We start from the raw sequence: 13,366 nt of genomic DNA, 5'->3' as shown, positions 1-13,366 counted from the left end.
GTCCGTTTTTGTGCCGTAGAGCGACTGTAACGCCAGTTTCGCTCTTTTTGGTGCCCGTATGGGTGGGTTCAAATTTCGAGAACCCAACCGCCCAGCGAGCGGACCCCGCCGCCGTCTGCGGTTCCGGAGAAGTGGAACGCGGGCAGGGTAATCCAAGTACCGGCGGTGGTCGAAGAGGGGGAGTAGTCTTTTTTTGGGAAAAGCAGAGTCGATAATCAAGGTTTGAGTTCTCAGAGAGTTTTCAGAGGGGGTCTGATAAATATAGAGAGTGTATGCAGCAACGGGCAGGGGTTAGTGACTGGGTTTGAGGTTATCGATAGATGCGAGAAGCAGCCCGTCCGACGAAAATCTCAGGTTTGCCAATACCGATCTGAAACGGGCGGTAAAATTTTGTTCCTTCCCCGTGGTACCGACAGCAAATAATTCCCATTACTTTTTTATATATTGCAAAAATTCACTTTGATTATGGGCGGAACGCTTCCAATCCAGCTCCCACAGACCCCGGCGAAAAATCCTCCGGGTGGTCAACGTATCCACCATGTGTGATCCTCCATCCGATACCCACGCGAAGACGGATCGAATGACCGAATTACAGCGCCTCAAGGGGTTCGCAAAGGCGTTACATGGACCCGCAAGATGGGATATTATCGACATCATCGGCGCGGGGACGGCGACTACCGATACCATTCGTGAAGAGATGGATGAGCGAGGCTACGATTTCGGTCGCTCGGGCCTGTACTATCACCTCTCGGAACTCAGTGATGCAGGTCTCATCGAGGTCGCGGGATACGTCGAAGAAGGTCGGGGTGCGCCGACGAAGGAGTGGACGCTTCGACAGCAAACGATCGAGATCGACCTGGTCAACGAGGACGGGTGACACTATGAAGCCATTTAGCGACATCGTCGAAACGTACAGCGCTGAGACGGCCAAGCCAACGAAGAACGATATCATCGATTCGACCGAGTTCCATGTCGGTATCGTCACCATAGAAGCTGGCCGGGAAATCCGACCCCATCCAGAACCCTACGCGGTCTTCTTTTTCATTCTGGGGGGTGCCGGTGAGTTCACTGGAGAGGATGGAACCATTGAGCTTAGCGAAGGTGACGGTGTCTTCCTCGACCACAATGAACAACGCGGAATCCGATGTACCGAATCGCTAACTATTTTGGGCATTCAGGAGGCCCACTGACCGGTTTTAGTAATGAGCCTGACCGCCTGGATTATCAACGGTTTCGCCGCAATCGGGCTTCTCGCCGCCCTGTACGCGGATCGGGAACGCGGCGTCAGAGCAGTGAAGCGTGGCCTCTTCTCGTTCTTTCGGATTCTCCCAACCGTACTCACGATCATCGTTATTATCGGACTGCTCCTCGGGTTCGTCCCGCCGGAGACGATCCGCCAGTTCGTCGGCGACCAGTCCGGGATGGCAGGCGTGTTCCTCACCGGGACGATAGGGTCGGTGTTGCATATTCCCTCTATCGTTGCGTTTCCCCTTGCCGCGTCGTTCCTGGACATGGGAGCGACGATATCCATCGTCGCGGTCTTCGTGACGACGTTGACCATGATCGGCGTCGTCACCCTTCCGCTCGAGGTTCGCGAACTCGGCTGGCGATTCGCGGCCCTACGTAACGGGTTGAGCTTTTTGGGAGCCATCCTGATCGCGGTCGTAATGGGGGCGATCCTCTGATGGACGAGGAGAAACGGGCTAAAATACTGCGAAGTTGGGGATATTTTGGACTGATCGTCGCGGTCGGTGTTGGGCTGCTGGTCCTCTACCCCGGACACCGGGAAGCGGTGTTCGCGAGTACCCAGTCGTATCTCGTCGAGATGGCGCTCATCCTTCCGGCCGTGATGGTGTTGTTGGGTCTGTTCAATGAATGGGTACCTGACGACGTCATCGTCCGGTATCTCGGCGAACAATCCGGAGTGTCAGGATTGGGACTTGCCATTGTCTTGGGATCGACCCCCACGGGACCGCTCTACGTCGCCCTTCCGATTGCTGCCGATCTGATCGAAAAGAACGCCCGTATCGCCAATATCGTGGTCTTTCTGACTGCCTGGGCGTGTCTCAAACTCCCCCAGGAACTCGTCGAACTCCAGTTTCTCGGGTGGAAGTTCATGTCGCTCCGACTGGTGCTCACGTCGATCGTCGCCGTGGGAATGGGATTGCTTATCGAGGCTATTCTGCGGGCCGAGTTAAACGACCCGGGCGACGAACCATTCTAGATTGAGCAAAGCACGGAACGGAGCGTGCGTTTTTGGGCTGAATTTGGGTCCAACCCGGCGATATTGTGGGAATAATTCGGAAAACTGATAATTAATCCCGGGTCCTTCGAACAGTTGCAATGGTACTGCACTCAACACCATTCCTGTTTGCCCCAATCGGGTTCCTTCTGATAGCGTTATTCTTCGGGGCACTCGGCTACATGGTTTTCAAACGCACCAACCGTTCAAGCACAGACGCGTCCGAAAACGGGGTCGATCGAGCACTCGAGACACTCCGGCAACGCTACGCGACCGGCGAGATAGACGCGGAGGAGTACCAGGAGCGCAAAGAGCTGCTCAGACGGTAGGTGCCAGTCGCCGATTTGCACCACACCCAACCACCCAACCATACTGCACCCGCCGTTTCGGCCCTCTCCCCGTTCAATCACCCCCAATCACCCAGCCAATGTCATCACATAATACCCCAAGACGACCAGTCCAGTCATCCAGCAACCACCGGCCGCTGTCCGGCCCCAACCCGTCGGGACGATCACCCACGAAACGACGGAGCCAGTTGGCATGACGAACCGGAAGGTCCCAGTCGTCATCAGCCTAGTCGGCCTGCTCGTTGCAAGTCTCGCCACGGGCGGAATCGTCTCGATCGGCGCGGCTGCCAGTGAAACCGTGACAATCGGTGGTGTCACTGTCTCCCCCGAGGATCCGGCACCGGGCGAACCGTTCGACGTGACCGTTACCATCGAAAACCTCGAGGGGGGAAGTGGCGCATTCGACGTCACCGACGTCTACGTCCGTGATTCCTCGGGCCTGCCGGAGTACGAACGCGTCGAGAATCTCGGGAGCATCGGCGAAGGACAGTCGATGGAGGTCCCCCTGCAGCTCTCGCTCGCTGACTCGAAGAACCTGCGGGTCCACGTCCGAGGTCGGACGGACGCGGGATCGCTCGTGAAACTCTCCTATCCGCTGTATGTCTCCGTCGAGGAGCCCGATGACGTGCAGGTCTCGATCGAGACTGAAGACCCGGTCGTCGGGGGTGACACGCCCGTTGACGTAACTGTCGCGAACGGCGACGACGATGCCATCTCGAACGTGGATCTCGAACTAACGACGGAAGCCAGGTCGGTGGACGCGGCCCGGACGGTACGCGGGACGATTGGAGCCCATTCGACCTGGCAGTATTCCACCACGGTCACCTTCAATGAAACCGGCAGCCAGTCCGTCGATGCCGTCCTGTCCTACACGACTAGAGAAGGATACGATCGATCGATCCGGGAGTCCCAGGCCGTCGACGTAGCGGCACTGACCGACGACGTAGCCCTCGCCACCCAAACGGAAATGCGGAACGGGTCGAACGACCTCGTCACGACGCTCACAAACTTCGGAAACCTCCCGGTCGAAGACGTGCAACTTCGCGCCCAGCGCAATGGAAAGGTGATTGATCGAACCACCGCCGCTAATCTCGAACCGTTTGCCTCGACCGTCGTGGAGTTAGATGCCGCTGATATCGCTCCCGGGGACGGGGAGGTAATCGCTAACTACGAAATCGGCGGAACCGATCGGACCGTAAGCCGGAATATCACCTTCGAGAGCGAGCCAGCTGCCGAGATCGTCCTCACCGGGGTGGAGGTCCAGCAGACCGGTGAGACGGTCCTCCTCCGGGGGGACGCGAGTAACATCGGCGACGCGGATGCGGGCGGGGTCCTCGTTAGCGTCGGGACCGACAAGCGGGTCACGCCTGTTTCGCCGTCGAAGCAGTACTTCGTGGGCGCCGTCGATCGGAGTGAATTCGGCACCTTCGAGCTGACAGCCCGGACGACGGATAACGTCTCCTCGATTCCGGTTACTCTCGAATACATGGACGACGGAGAGCGAGTGTCAAACACCGTCGACCTCGCGCTGACAGGTGAAAGCGCACCGTCCCAATCCTCCGCGGCGAACGTCGCTGACTCCTCGCAGAGCCAGGGAGGCCAATCCCCATTCGCCATGTTGGGCCAAATCCCCTGGGGCCTGATTGGGCTCGGAATCGCCGGCATCAGTGTCGCCATCGGGGGCGTCGCATTCTGGCGCCGACGAGAGTCATGAGTGACAGACTCATCGAACTGGACGGCGTTACGAAGCAGTACGAGATGGGCGAGGAAACCGTCGAGGCCCTCAGGGAAGTCGACTTCGGAGTCGAGGCCGGCGAGATGGTTTCGGTCATCGGCCCGTCCGGATCGGGGAAGAGCACAATGCTCAACCTCATCGGTCTGCTCGATACGCCGACCGCCGGGATCGTCCGGCACGACGGTCGGGACGTGTCGGACTTTTCCGAGGACGAGCTCACCGAGGAACGACGCTCCGGTATCGGCTTCATCTTCCAGGAGTTTCACTTGCTCCCCACGCTCTCGGCCGTCGAGAACGTCGAACTGCCGTCGATGTGGGATCCCGCCACCGACCGCCACGAGCGGGCCAGGGACCTCCTGACGCGGCTGGGACTCGGCGACCGCCTCGACCACCGGTCGATCCAGCTTTCCGGCGGGCAACGCCAGCGGGTGGCCATCGCCCGGGCGCTCATCAACGAACCCCGGGTGGTTCTCGCCGACGAACCGACCGGTAATCTGGATCAAGAGACGGGTCGAACGATACTCACGGAGCTCGAGCGGATCAAAACCGAAGACGACGTGTCGATCGTGACGGTCACCCACGACGAGATGCTCGCGGAGTTCACCGACCGAACGGTCGAGCTGATCGACGGGGCCGTCCAATGATCGACCGAGGCACCCTCGCCCGGACCCTGCCGAGTTCCATGATGGCGTGGCGAAATTTGTGGCGCAACAAGGTCCGCACCGGGCTTGCCACCGCAGGGATCGTCATCGCGGTCGTCGCCATCGCCGGCATCGGGATCACGGGAACCGCCCTCGAATATGGAATGACCGAGGATCTCGGCGACTTGACGAACCAGGTAACTGTCGTTCCCGGAGCAGACACGGACGAGGACGGATTGACCGCCCAGCAGATCGAGGAACTCGAACGGGTGGCGAGAGGTTCCACAGTGGTCCCGGTCAAGACTGATCGCGTCCCGGTCTCCACGAGGGGCGGAACGAGCGTGGTGAAAGTCGAGGCCATGACCGAGCCGGACGAGCTGTACTCCGCTGCTGCAGGCACGGTGCCCGATACCCTTCGGACGGGAGCTCTCGTCAGTCAAAGCATGGCCCAGGAGTACGATCTGACTGTCGGCGGGGTCGTGACACTCGAGGGAGACGCCTATCGGATCCTCGGGATCCTCGAACCCTCGGATCTGCCAGGAATGGGATCGGGCGACGGAACCGACACTGTGGTCGTTCCGGAGTCCGCCTTGCCCGACCAGCTGTATTCCGAGGTAACGATATTCGCCGCGGACGGCGACGCGGCTGAAGTGATCGCAACTGACCTCGAGGCCACCTTCAACAGCCGGGAGGAGATCGTCGACGCCGACACCCAGTCGGACCTGCAGGACCGGATCAGTTCGACGTTCGAGACGTTGAATTTGGCCTTGCTGGGAATCGGCTCGATCTCGCTAGTTGTGGCAAGCGTAAGCATCCTGAATGTCATGCTCATGAGCGTCGTCGAGCGCCGGAGCGAAATCGGGGTTCTCCGGGCCGTAGGCATTCGTCGAACCGAAGTCATGCGGATGATCCTCGCAGAGGCCCTCTTCCTGGGAGTCCTCGGGGCGTTGCTCGGAGCCGTCCTTTCCTTCGGGATCGGCATCGGGATCAACGCGATGTTCTTCGATGACCCGCTCTTGCTGCTTCGGTGGGATAGTTTCAAGTTCCTCGTCGCCGGGTTCGGATTCGGCGTCCTCGCGAGTCTCGTGAGCGGGCTCTACCCCGCCTGGAAGGCCGCAAACGATCCACCAGTGGAGGCGCTCCGTGGATGACTGGTTCGAAAACACAGCGACGCCCCGAACGGAAATCCCACTCGTCATCCCGACGGCCAGGAATCATGAATCAAGCCCACCCGTGGCGAGTATCCAGGGCGCATCGAAAGTCCCGTTGGACGAATCCGCACGAAAGCCCCGCCAATCGCCTATTCAACCGGAGGGGATGCACGGAGAAAGCGCCCCTTTTTACGGGGCCCCGCTCAAACATGGAGCTAGTGACCGATGCGCAAGGTGTTGTGGTGGTTGATTGGTGGGAGTCGCGGGGGACGTAACCGCGTCCGAATCATCCGGGCATTGAACGAGAAACCGATGAACGCGAATCAACTTGCATCCACGCTCGACCTCGATTACAAGACCGTGCGGCATCATCTCGAGAAATTGACGGCAAACGACGTGGTGACGTCGATGGGGGAGGAGTACGGGAAAACCTACTTCCTCACCGAACGGATGGAACAGAATCTGGACCTGTTGGAGGAAGTTATCGCGGGTGCTGACCTCGAGGAGGGGGAAGACAATGGAAACTGATTCGGCCTCGGTCAAGACGGCTGTCGTCGTCGGGATCGCGGCGCTGGTGAGCGGACTCGTGACTGTTACCACCGGAATACCGGCCATCGGGCTCCCAATTCATGGCTCCCCCCTCGACATCGAGACGGTGATACAGGTAAAACTCTTCGTGACAACGCTCAATGCTATCGTCCTGCTCGCAATCCTCTGGAACTATCTCCGGGTGTACCGGGACCTCCCGAACCGGTTCACGTTGAGTCTTCTCCTCTTTACCGTCGCGTTGCTCCTTTATGCGGTCTCGTCCAACCCGTTACTCCCTATCATTCTCGGCTTCCGGCATGGAACGACATTAGGACCGTTTATGTTTCTCCCTGATTTGTTCGCCAGTATCGCGAGCATCGTGTTGCTCTATCAGAGTTATTCCTGATATTGGCCGACGAGTCAGTTTTCCTCTTCTCATTCTGTACCGGTTGGGATCACTCCATACCCATCGGAGAGAAGTATCCACGATGGTCTTCATAATAGCAGGGAGCGGGGGAGACCCCTACAGAAGCTTTCGGAACGCCGAATCGAGCTGCGACATAATCGACCACTTCCGGACGGGATGCGTGCTAAATGAGGAGGGGCACTCGGCTGCTTTGCCGCTCGACATCGCTTCACAGCTTGACTCCCGGCCATGGGGACACTCGGGATCGTACTCACAGTGTCGTGAGACCGTGTAGAAGTCCCTGCGGATCGTTGTGACATATGCCCGGCCGCTCTTCGAGGTGAACAGGGGTTGGCGGTCGAATCGGCCTGTGACGTCGAAACGATCATACTTGATGTAGTTACCAATCAAGTTTTTCAGCCCCGGTGAGACATTGATGTTCGTTCCCCTTCGGCCCGTTCTTCAACGGGGTTCCATAGACTGCTGTGCCCTCCGGCCGATGCCGGAGATGAATAACATCCCGTTCCGAATCCACGTCCGCCAGATCGACTCCCTGATACTCACTTCAACCAGCAACCAATTGACTGTGTCTCTTGCGTAAGATGCCGACTCGGCCACCGTGGCGAATGCGAACAGAGAACCGCTACGATGAATCGAGATGTTCGTCGGTTCCGTCGACCTCATCGGCCTCCTCAACCGGAGCCGCCTGCTCCAGATCCTCGCTCTCCCCGGCCATGTCCACCGAGGGGTCGTCTCCAGAAGCGGTGCCCCCTTCGTCAGACGCGTTCTCACCAACACTCTCACCGGGAGTGGAATCCGGCCCAGACTGATCCGCTATCGGAAGGAGCGCCCGCCGAATAGCGAACCCAACGACGATGAGAATGATCCCGAGGAGGACCACCAACCAGGATTGGGTCACGAAGACCGACACCGTCCTGCTAATCAGGGCAACGAGCAACTCTGAGAGGGCTGCAGGCATGTCACCCTGTGTAGTGATCGTCCCAATCTCGGATTCGATCCACGACCCAGCACCCATGAATCCCAGCGCCGAAAGCAGCCCGGTCACCGTCACGGTCCCCCCAACGACAAACAGTCCCGAGGATCGGGTGAGTGTCACCCATCCAATGAGGAGGGCGATGCCAATCGTAAGCAGTGGGAGAATGACGACCAACAGGTCGAGTATCCCGACGATTCCCCGGAGTTCTTCGAGTTGCGCTCGTTCCTCCGGCCCAAGCTGTTCAGAGAGTTCCATCGTGTCCGGGAGCTCCTCGTCGATTTGATCACGGACGAGTTCTTCGAGAGTCTCTTCAAGCGTCGTTTTGTGTTCGTCCAGCTCGGTCGTGAACTCGGTATAGGTCATATCCGGATCTATCAGTGCGTCGATCCGAAGCGTTCCGAGGTCGATAATGACCGGCCGAAGCGCTTCTGGATGGTCCGATTCGGCCACGCGAGTTTCCAACTCGTCGACGAGTACCGTCCGGATGTCCTCACGACGGTCCTCGTAAGCAGCTTCGAGTTCCGCGTCGCTGAGTTCCGGCTCTGTTTCGGCCTGGATCCGCTGTAGCTGCTCGGCTTTGAACTCCTCGCGAACGGTTTGGAACTGGGATTCGCTCTCAGCCAACTCCGCAAGGGTCTGGTCGAAGTCGGCTATCCCTTGCTCCGCAAGTGTCTGGTTGGCGAGTTCGGCTGCGAGATCGTCTTTCAGCGGGGTCGTATTGATTGCCAGATAGATATCCTTGCGATCACCGTGAAGGTAGGCAAAGGCCCGTTCGATGTTCGCTTCGGTCTGATTTTGGACGTACGATTCAGTCAGTACCTTGGGAAACAGTTCGTCAATAGTGGGGCCCTCCTGTGGCGTTTCACCGGTTTCGAGTTGCCGTTGGGCTTCGTCAACGATGACCGAATAGGCCTCCTCCTCGGACAAACTATCCGAAACATAATCGCCGTTCAAAACGGTCCGTTCGACCCCGATGGTGATGTTTGCAGTCCCCAACGAAACGACCAACAAAATCACCAGAACAGCGATCGCAAGCGAGCGAGCGAGTTTCCCCACCATATGAATTGTTACCAAGAACCGGCTCAAGAAGGTTTGGGCCCGATCGTATCAATCGATGACGAGGGTTGTTGCCCGCGGGAGCACTTGTTTGATACCGAGCAGGTACACGCCCACAAACAACGCCCACGCACCGAAAAACAGTTCCCAGGCACCGAGAGCGGCCTGCCCCGCTAGGAGATTCGAAATCCCCGCCTGTTCCCCGAGAACGCCGAGGCCCGTGAAGAGGACTGCCACCAATGCCAGGCCGACAACAAATGCGAGGTCAGCGAGGGTATCGAGACCTGATTCGAGCATACACCTTCGTTTGGCTGGGCGGATTTCAATGTCCCGTTTCTCGTGCCAGAATACGGCGTGCAGCCAGAAACGACCGCTGTACGACCGGTTGGGTCGTAATAAGAGGTTTCATAACCCAACAGGTTCTTCGGACAGTGTTGAAACAGTGACGAACCACGAGGCGACTGGCAAAGCGACCCAAGAAAAGCCACCGACCAGAGGGTTGAGAAGTGCCATCGTCGATCGGCTTCCGATAGCGTACCAGTCACTCGACGGGAGTGGCACAATCCTCGAGGTAAACCAGACGTGGCTCGATACGCTGGGATACGAGCGCGCTGTGGTCACAGGTGCCGATTTCACCGATTTTCTCAGTGCACACGCAAAAGCGAAGTACGAGGCACAATTTCCGCTGCTGCTCTCACGAGGCCGCATCACTGGTGTCGAACTAGAGCTTCGGCATGCGGCCGGACACCTCGTTCCAGTTGCGTTCCAGGGGGGAGTCGAGTACGACGATGCCGGTGAAGTGAAGCGAACGTACTGCCAGTTTTACGAAATCGAACCGGAAGACGAACAGGATGGGCATCTCCAGGCCCAGAACGCCAAGATTGAGGCGCTTCACTCTGTCGCGATGGATATCGAACAAACGAGCAATGAGCGAGCGGTCTACGAGACACTCGTGGAAACCGCCCGCGAAGTGCTTGACTTCGATATCGCCATCGCCGATGCCGTCGAAGATGAATATTTGGTAACACAGGCAGTCTCAACTGGGGTGACCGAAGAGGACTATTTCGCTCGGGTTCCTCTCAGTGACGATTCAAAACTCGGAACTCGTGTCTACAGGACCGGGGAACCGTCGTTGATTCAAGATCTCCAGGCCGACGATCACTCCACTTCAGCAACGGATTTTCGGTCAGTCCTCACAGTTCCAATCGGAACCCACGGGGTCTTTCAAGCTGTCGACCGAAACCCTGGCGCGTTCGACGAGACGGACAAGGATCTCGCTGAACTTCTGGTTTCCCATATTCGGAACGCGCTCGATCGGCTCGAAAACATCCAGTCGCTCGAAGAACGAACAGCCTCGCTCAGCAGAGAACGGAACAGGCTTGAGGCGATATTCGAAGCCATCCCGGAGCCAGTCGCTCACGTTCGATACAAGAATCAGGAACCCATCATCGAAGCCGTCAACTCCGCGTTCGAAGCGACATTCGGTTACGATTCGGATTCAGTTGCGGGGGAGTCGATCAACGAACTGATTGTCCCGGAAGACGGGCTCGAAACGGCCCAAAACCTGGATCGAGCCGCTGAAACTGCCGATGTCGTCGAGCAAGACGTGGAGAGAATCACCACGGACGGTATTCGAACCTTCCGTCTCCGATCATCGGTCCTCAACACTGGCGGAGAACCCGAAACCCTCGCAATCTACGTCGATCTAACCGAGGAAATTCAACGAAAGCGGGAACTCGAGCGGGAAAACGACCGACTCGAACAGTTCGCCAGCATCGTCTCCCACGACCTCAGGTCACCACTGACCGTCGCGAGTGGCCGTCTCGGCATGGTCATGGAAGACGTGGACAGCCCCCATCTCGAGGAAATCGATCGCGCAATCGATCGAATGGATGCGATCATTGACGACGTCCTTACACTGACCCGGAAAGGCCAGACAGTCAGCCCGGAGGAGACGGAACCGGTGGATTTGGCCGACCTCGCCGAAACCTCCTGGGAAGCAGTCGATTCGCCCAATGGAGAACTCCGAGTGGTGACGATGAAAACGGTTCTCGCGAACCGAAGTCGGCTTCGACGGGTCTTCGAGAACCTCTTCTGGAATGCCGTCGAGCACGGGGGACCGACGGTAACGGTCACCGTCGGGGACCTCGACGAGGGATTTTTCGTCGCGGACGACGGAACGGGCATTCCGCCCGAGGAGCGAGAACAGGTCTTCGAATCCGGCTACACCACGACCCGGGACGGAACCGGGCTGGGACTGGATATCGTAGCGGATATTATTGAGGCACATGGCTGGACTGTCGACCTCACCGCGACCGAAAGCGGTGGCGCCAGGTTCGAAATCAGAACGGTCTGAACACGATCCATTGGATTATCGGGAAGACCTTACAAAGATCCCAGCCCTAATTGAACGTGGTGGAAACCATGTTCGACCAGCCCTGGGAGATCGCCTTTCTGCTCGGTATTGGGTCCCTGTATGCACTCCTTCTCTTGCAGTTTGTCCGCTCGGAATGGGGAGAGACTGAACGACCGGATCCTCACCGCCCTGAAACCGTCGATGGGTCGAAAATAGTGTGTCCAGAGTGTGGCACGGCAAACGAGAAGGGCTACCGCTATTGCCGATCCTGTATTGGAGAACTCCCAAAATCAGGCGGGTTCGAACGTGACGATGGGCACCCGCTCGTAAAAGAGACCAAGTAAACTACCCTACCCTACTTCGCTCGGGGTCTAAGGACCCGCTCGCTCGTTGAGGGAAGGGCTTTCGCGTGGACTCCCGTTCTACGCCTCGGATGAGGCGGGAAGGTCGTACTCTCCACTCACGTTCAACGTCCCGCGATTCAAGCGCACGTCTACGGGTGCGCCTCCGTCGTCTGCGTTTTGCCGACGCCGGAGATACTGCAAACCGATGTTCTTGGAAGCGTTGTAGTCGGCGTGGTTCTGGTAGCCGCACTTCTGACACTCGAAGTCCTCGCCGTGGCGGTTGTCGTCGTGAGTAAACCCACAGGTCGAACATCGTTTCGAGGTGTTCCGTGGGTCTACTTGGACGGCTTTCACACCCTGCGCTCTGGCTTTGTATTCGACGTACCCGTAGAGGCGACGGAACGCCCACAGATGGTGCCACGACGCTTCTGGGACGTTCTCACGAATGGCGGTCAGTTCCTTGAACACGATATGCGAACAGTCGTGTTCGACGGCTTCAGTCACGATCTCGTTGGCGACACGATGCAGGAATATCTCGAAGCGTCCGTCCTCTTTGCCCTCGACACCTGCTATCGCGTCGTGTGCGGCTCGCGTCCCGCATTGCTGAAGGTCGCCACGCCGCTTTTCGTACTCTCGCTTCCAATGGTTGAACTCGTCTGCCGACCAAAACCGACCAGTCGAAGCGACCGCGAGTTGGTTCATACCGAGGTCCACACCGAGGACTGTTCTGTGCCCGGTAGTGGTGTCGGTGTCGTCCTCTTTGAGCATCGACGCATGGAGATACCAGTCGCCGTCACGTCGATGGAGTGTCGCCCGCCGAAACTCGTAGTCCTCATTAGCAACGTACTTTGTCGGCGGTTTCTCGGCGTCGGCGGGAAGAATGTAATCACACTCGATACGCCCGTCTACAGTTGAGAGCGAAACGTGGTCACGGTGGAACGTGGCGCTTCGCTTGTCGTAGATGGCGGTATTCGCCGTGAACATCGGACGAGACGTATCTTGGTCGTTTTTGAGACGTTCGACGCCGCTCTTGACGGACTCGACGGCTTGGCGAATTCCTTTCTGGACGAGGTTCGCGGTCAATTCGGTTTCCTCGCGTAGCTGGTCGTACAGGGTGCTTTCGGCCTTTGCTTTTGAAGTGACGTGGTAGCCGTCGTCGCCCTGCCAGCACCATTCGCTCGCGGTGTTAGCGCAGTATTTGAATTGCATGACAGTCTCTCGAAGGTGTGTATCCGCGCCTTCGGGTGTGTCGAGTTTGATAACGGCGGTTCGACGGTACTCCACAATATTTCACATATCTGTGTGTAATTACTTAAGTTTGGGAGTTGGCCAGCAACAGTCTGTGGCAGACCAGTATCGGGTCGGCTTCCTCCCCACCCTACTCGCTTGTGCTTGCGTCGAGGCCGGAAGCCCGGCGCTCTCTCCTCACGGGCCGCAGGCCAGTTCGGATGGTCAGAGGAATCTGCGATTCCTCACGACTTGAGGATGGGGCATCCGCCTTGTGTTAGGTGAATCCGGGGCACCAGGGGCACAAATTTTATTACGAACCGCAAGCATAGAACC

The 13,366-nt window shown here is 58.1% G+C and carries 15 protein-coding genes; 12 read left to right on the top strand and 3 right to left on the bottom strand.

What is annotated here, in order from left to right; translation table 11 throughout:
* Window positions 1-538: 538 nt before the first annotated feature.
* From V5A26_RS10055 to V5A26_RS10010, 10 genes are all read left to right on the top strand, one after another.
* Window positions 539-877: a helix-turn-helix domain-containing protein gene (locus V5A26_RS10055; protein WP_332321948.1), complete on the top strand. Its 339-nt coding sequence runs from the start codon at window positions 539-541 to the stop codon at window positions 875-877.
* A gap of 4 nt (window positions 878-881) precedes the next feature.
* Window positions 882-1,190, top strand: coding sequence for a cupin domain-containing protein (locus tag V5A26_RS10050; protein WP_332321949.1), 309 nt, complete (start codon window positions 882-884; stop codon window positions 1,188-1,190).
* A gap of 12 nt (window positions 1,191-1,202) precedes the next feature.
* The gene (locus V5A26_RS10045; protein WP_332321950.1) at window positions 1,203-1,685 is read left to right on the top strand and encodes a permease; all 483 of its coding nucleotides are present in this window, start codon (window positions 1,203-1,205) and stop codon (window positions 1,683-1,685) included.
* Complete coding sequence (locus V5A26_RS10040; RefSeq protein WP_332321951.1) at window positions 1,685-2,224, top strand: permease; 540 nt, start codon at window positions 1,685-1,687, stop codon at window positions 2,222-2,224. The genes V5A26_RS10045 and V5A26_RS10040 overlap by 1 nt, the downstream gene beginning before the upstream one ends.
* A gap of 119 nt (window positions 2,225-2,343) precedes the next feature.
* The gene (locus tag V5A26_RS10035) at window positions 2,344-2,571 is read left to right on the top strand and encodes an SHOCT domain-containing protein (RefSeq protein ID WP_332322413.1); all 228 of its coding nucleotides are present in this window, start codon (window positions 2,344-2,346) and stop codon (window positions 2,569-2,571) included.
* A gap of 211 nt (window positions 2,572-2,782) precedes the next feature.
* Window positions 2,783-4,303: a hypothetical protein gene (locus V5A26_RS10030; protein ID WP_332322412.1), complete on the top strand. Its 1,521-nt coding sequence runs from the start codon at window positions 2,783-2,785 to the stop codon at window positions 4,301-4,303.
* A complete protein-coding gene (locus V5A26_RS10025) occupies window positions 4,300-4,968 on the top strand; it encodes an ABC transporter ATP-binding protein (protein ID WP_332321954.1) in 669 nt (222 codons plus the stop codon). Before V5A26_RS10030 ends, V5A26_RS10025 begins: the two co-directional genes overlap by 4 nt.
* Complete coding sequence (locus tag V5A26_RS10020; RefSeq protein ID WP_332321955.1) at window positions 4,965-6,116, top strand: ABC transporter permease; 1,152 nt, start codon at window positions 4,965-4,967, stop codon at window positions 6,114-6,116. Before V5A26_RS10025 ends, V5A26_RS10020 begins: the two co-directional genes overlap by 4 nt.
* A 225-nt stretch (window positions 6,117-6,341) precedes the next feature.
* Entirely contained in the window at window positions 6,342-6,644 is a 303-nt protein-coding gene (locus tag V5A26_RS10015) for an ArsR/SmtB family transcription factor (protein WP_332321956.1), read from the top strand.
* Complete coding sequence (locus V5A26_RS10010; protein WP_332321957.1) at window positions 6,634-7,050, top strand: hypothetical protein; 417 nt, start codon at window positions 6,634-6,636, stop codon at window positions 7,048-7,050. Before V5A26_RS10015 ends, V5A26_RS10010 begins: the two co-directional genes overlap by 11 nt.
* Before the next feature lie 643 nt (window positions 7,051-7,693).
* On the opposite strand, the gene V5A26_RS10005 is transcribed toward V5A26_RS10010, so the two are convergent.
* Both V5A26_RS10005 and V5A26_RS10000 read right to left on the bottom strand, forming a co-directional pair.
* Window positions 7,694-9,106, bottom strand: coding sequence for a hypothetical protein (locus V5A26_RS10005; protein ID WP_332322411.1), 1,413 nt, complete (start codon window positions 9,104-9,106; stop codon window positions 7,694-7,696).
* Between the two features lie 48 nt (window positions 9,107-9,154).
* Entirely contained in the window at window positions 9,155-9,400 is a 246-nt protein-coding gene (locus V5A26_RS10000; RefSeq protein ID WP_332322012.1) for a hypothetical protein, read from the bottom strand.
* 145 nt (window positions 9,401-9,545) lie between these two features.
* Between V5A26_RS10000 and V5A26_RS09995 the strand changes: the two genes are divergently transcribed.
* The gene (locus tag V5A26_RS09995; protein WP_332322011.1) at window positions 9,546-11,459 is read left to right on the top strand and encodes a sensor histidine kinase; all 1,914 of its coding nucleotides are present in this window, start codon (window positions 9,546-9,548) and stop codon (window positions 11,457-11,459) included.
* A 68-nt stretch (window positions 11,460-11,527) separates the two neighbouring features.
* Window positions 11,528-11,803 (top strand): DUF7577 domain-containing protein, encoded by a 276-nt coding sequence (locus V5A26_RS09990; protein WP_332322410.1) that lies wholly within the window; start codon window positions 11,528-11,530, stop codon window positions 11,801-11,803.
* A gap of 78 nt (window positions 11,804-11,881) precedes the next feature.
* Here V5A26_RS09990 and V5A26_RS09985 read toward each other — a convergent pair whose 3' ends face one another.
* Window positions 11,882-13,087: an RNA-guided endonuclease InsQ/TnpB family protein gene (locus V5A26_RS09985; protein ID WP_332322409.1), complete on the bottom strand. Its 1,206-nt coding sequence runs from the start codon at window positions 13,085-13,087 to the stop codon at window positions 11,882-11,884.
* Between the last annotated feature and the right edge of the window lie 279 nt (window positions 13,088-13,366).

It is taken from the genome of Halodesulfurarchaeum sp., assembly GCF_036626455.1.
Taxonomy (GTDB): domain Archaea; phylum Halobacteriota; class Halobacteria; order Halobacteriales; family Halobacteriaceae; genus Halodesulfurarchaeum.
Note: the sequence above shows the minus strand (reverse complement) of the source record. Positions and strands in the feature narration are given on the sequence as shown.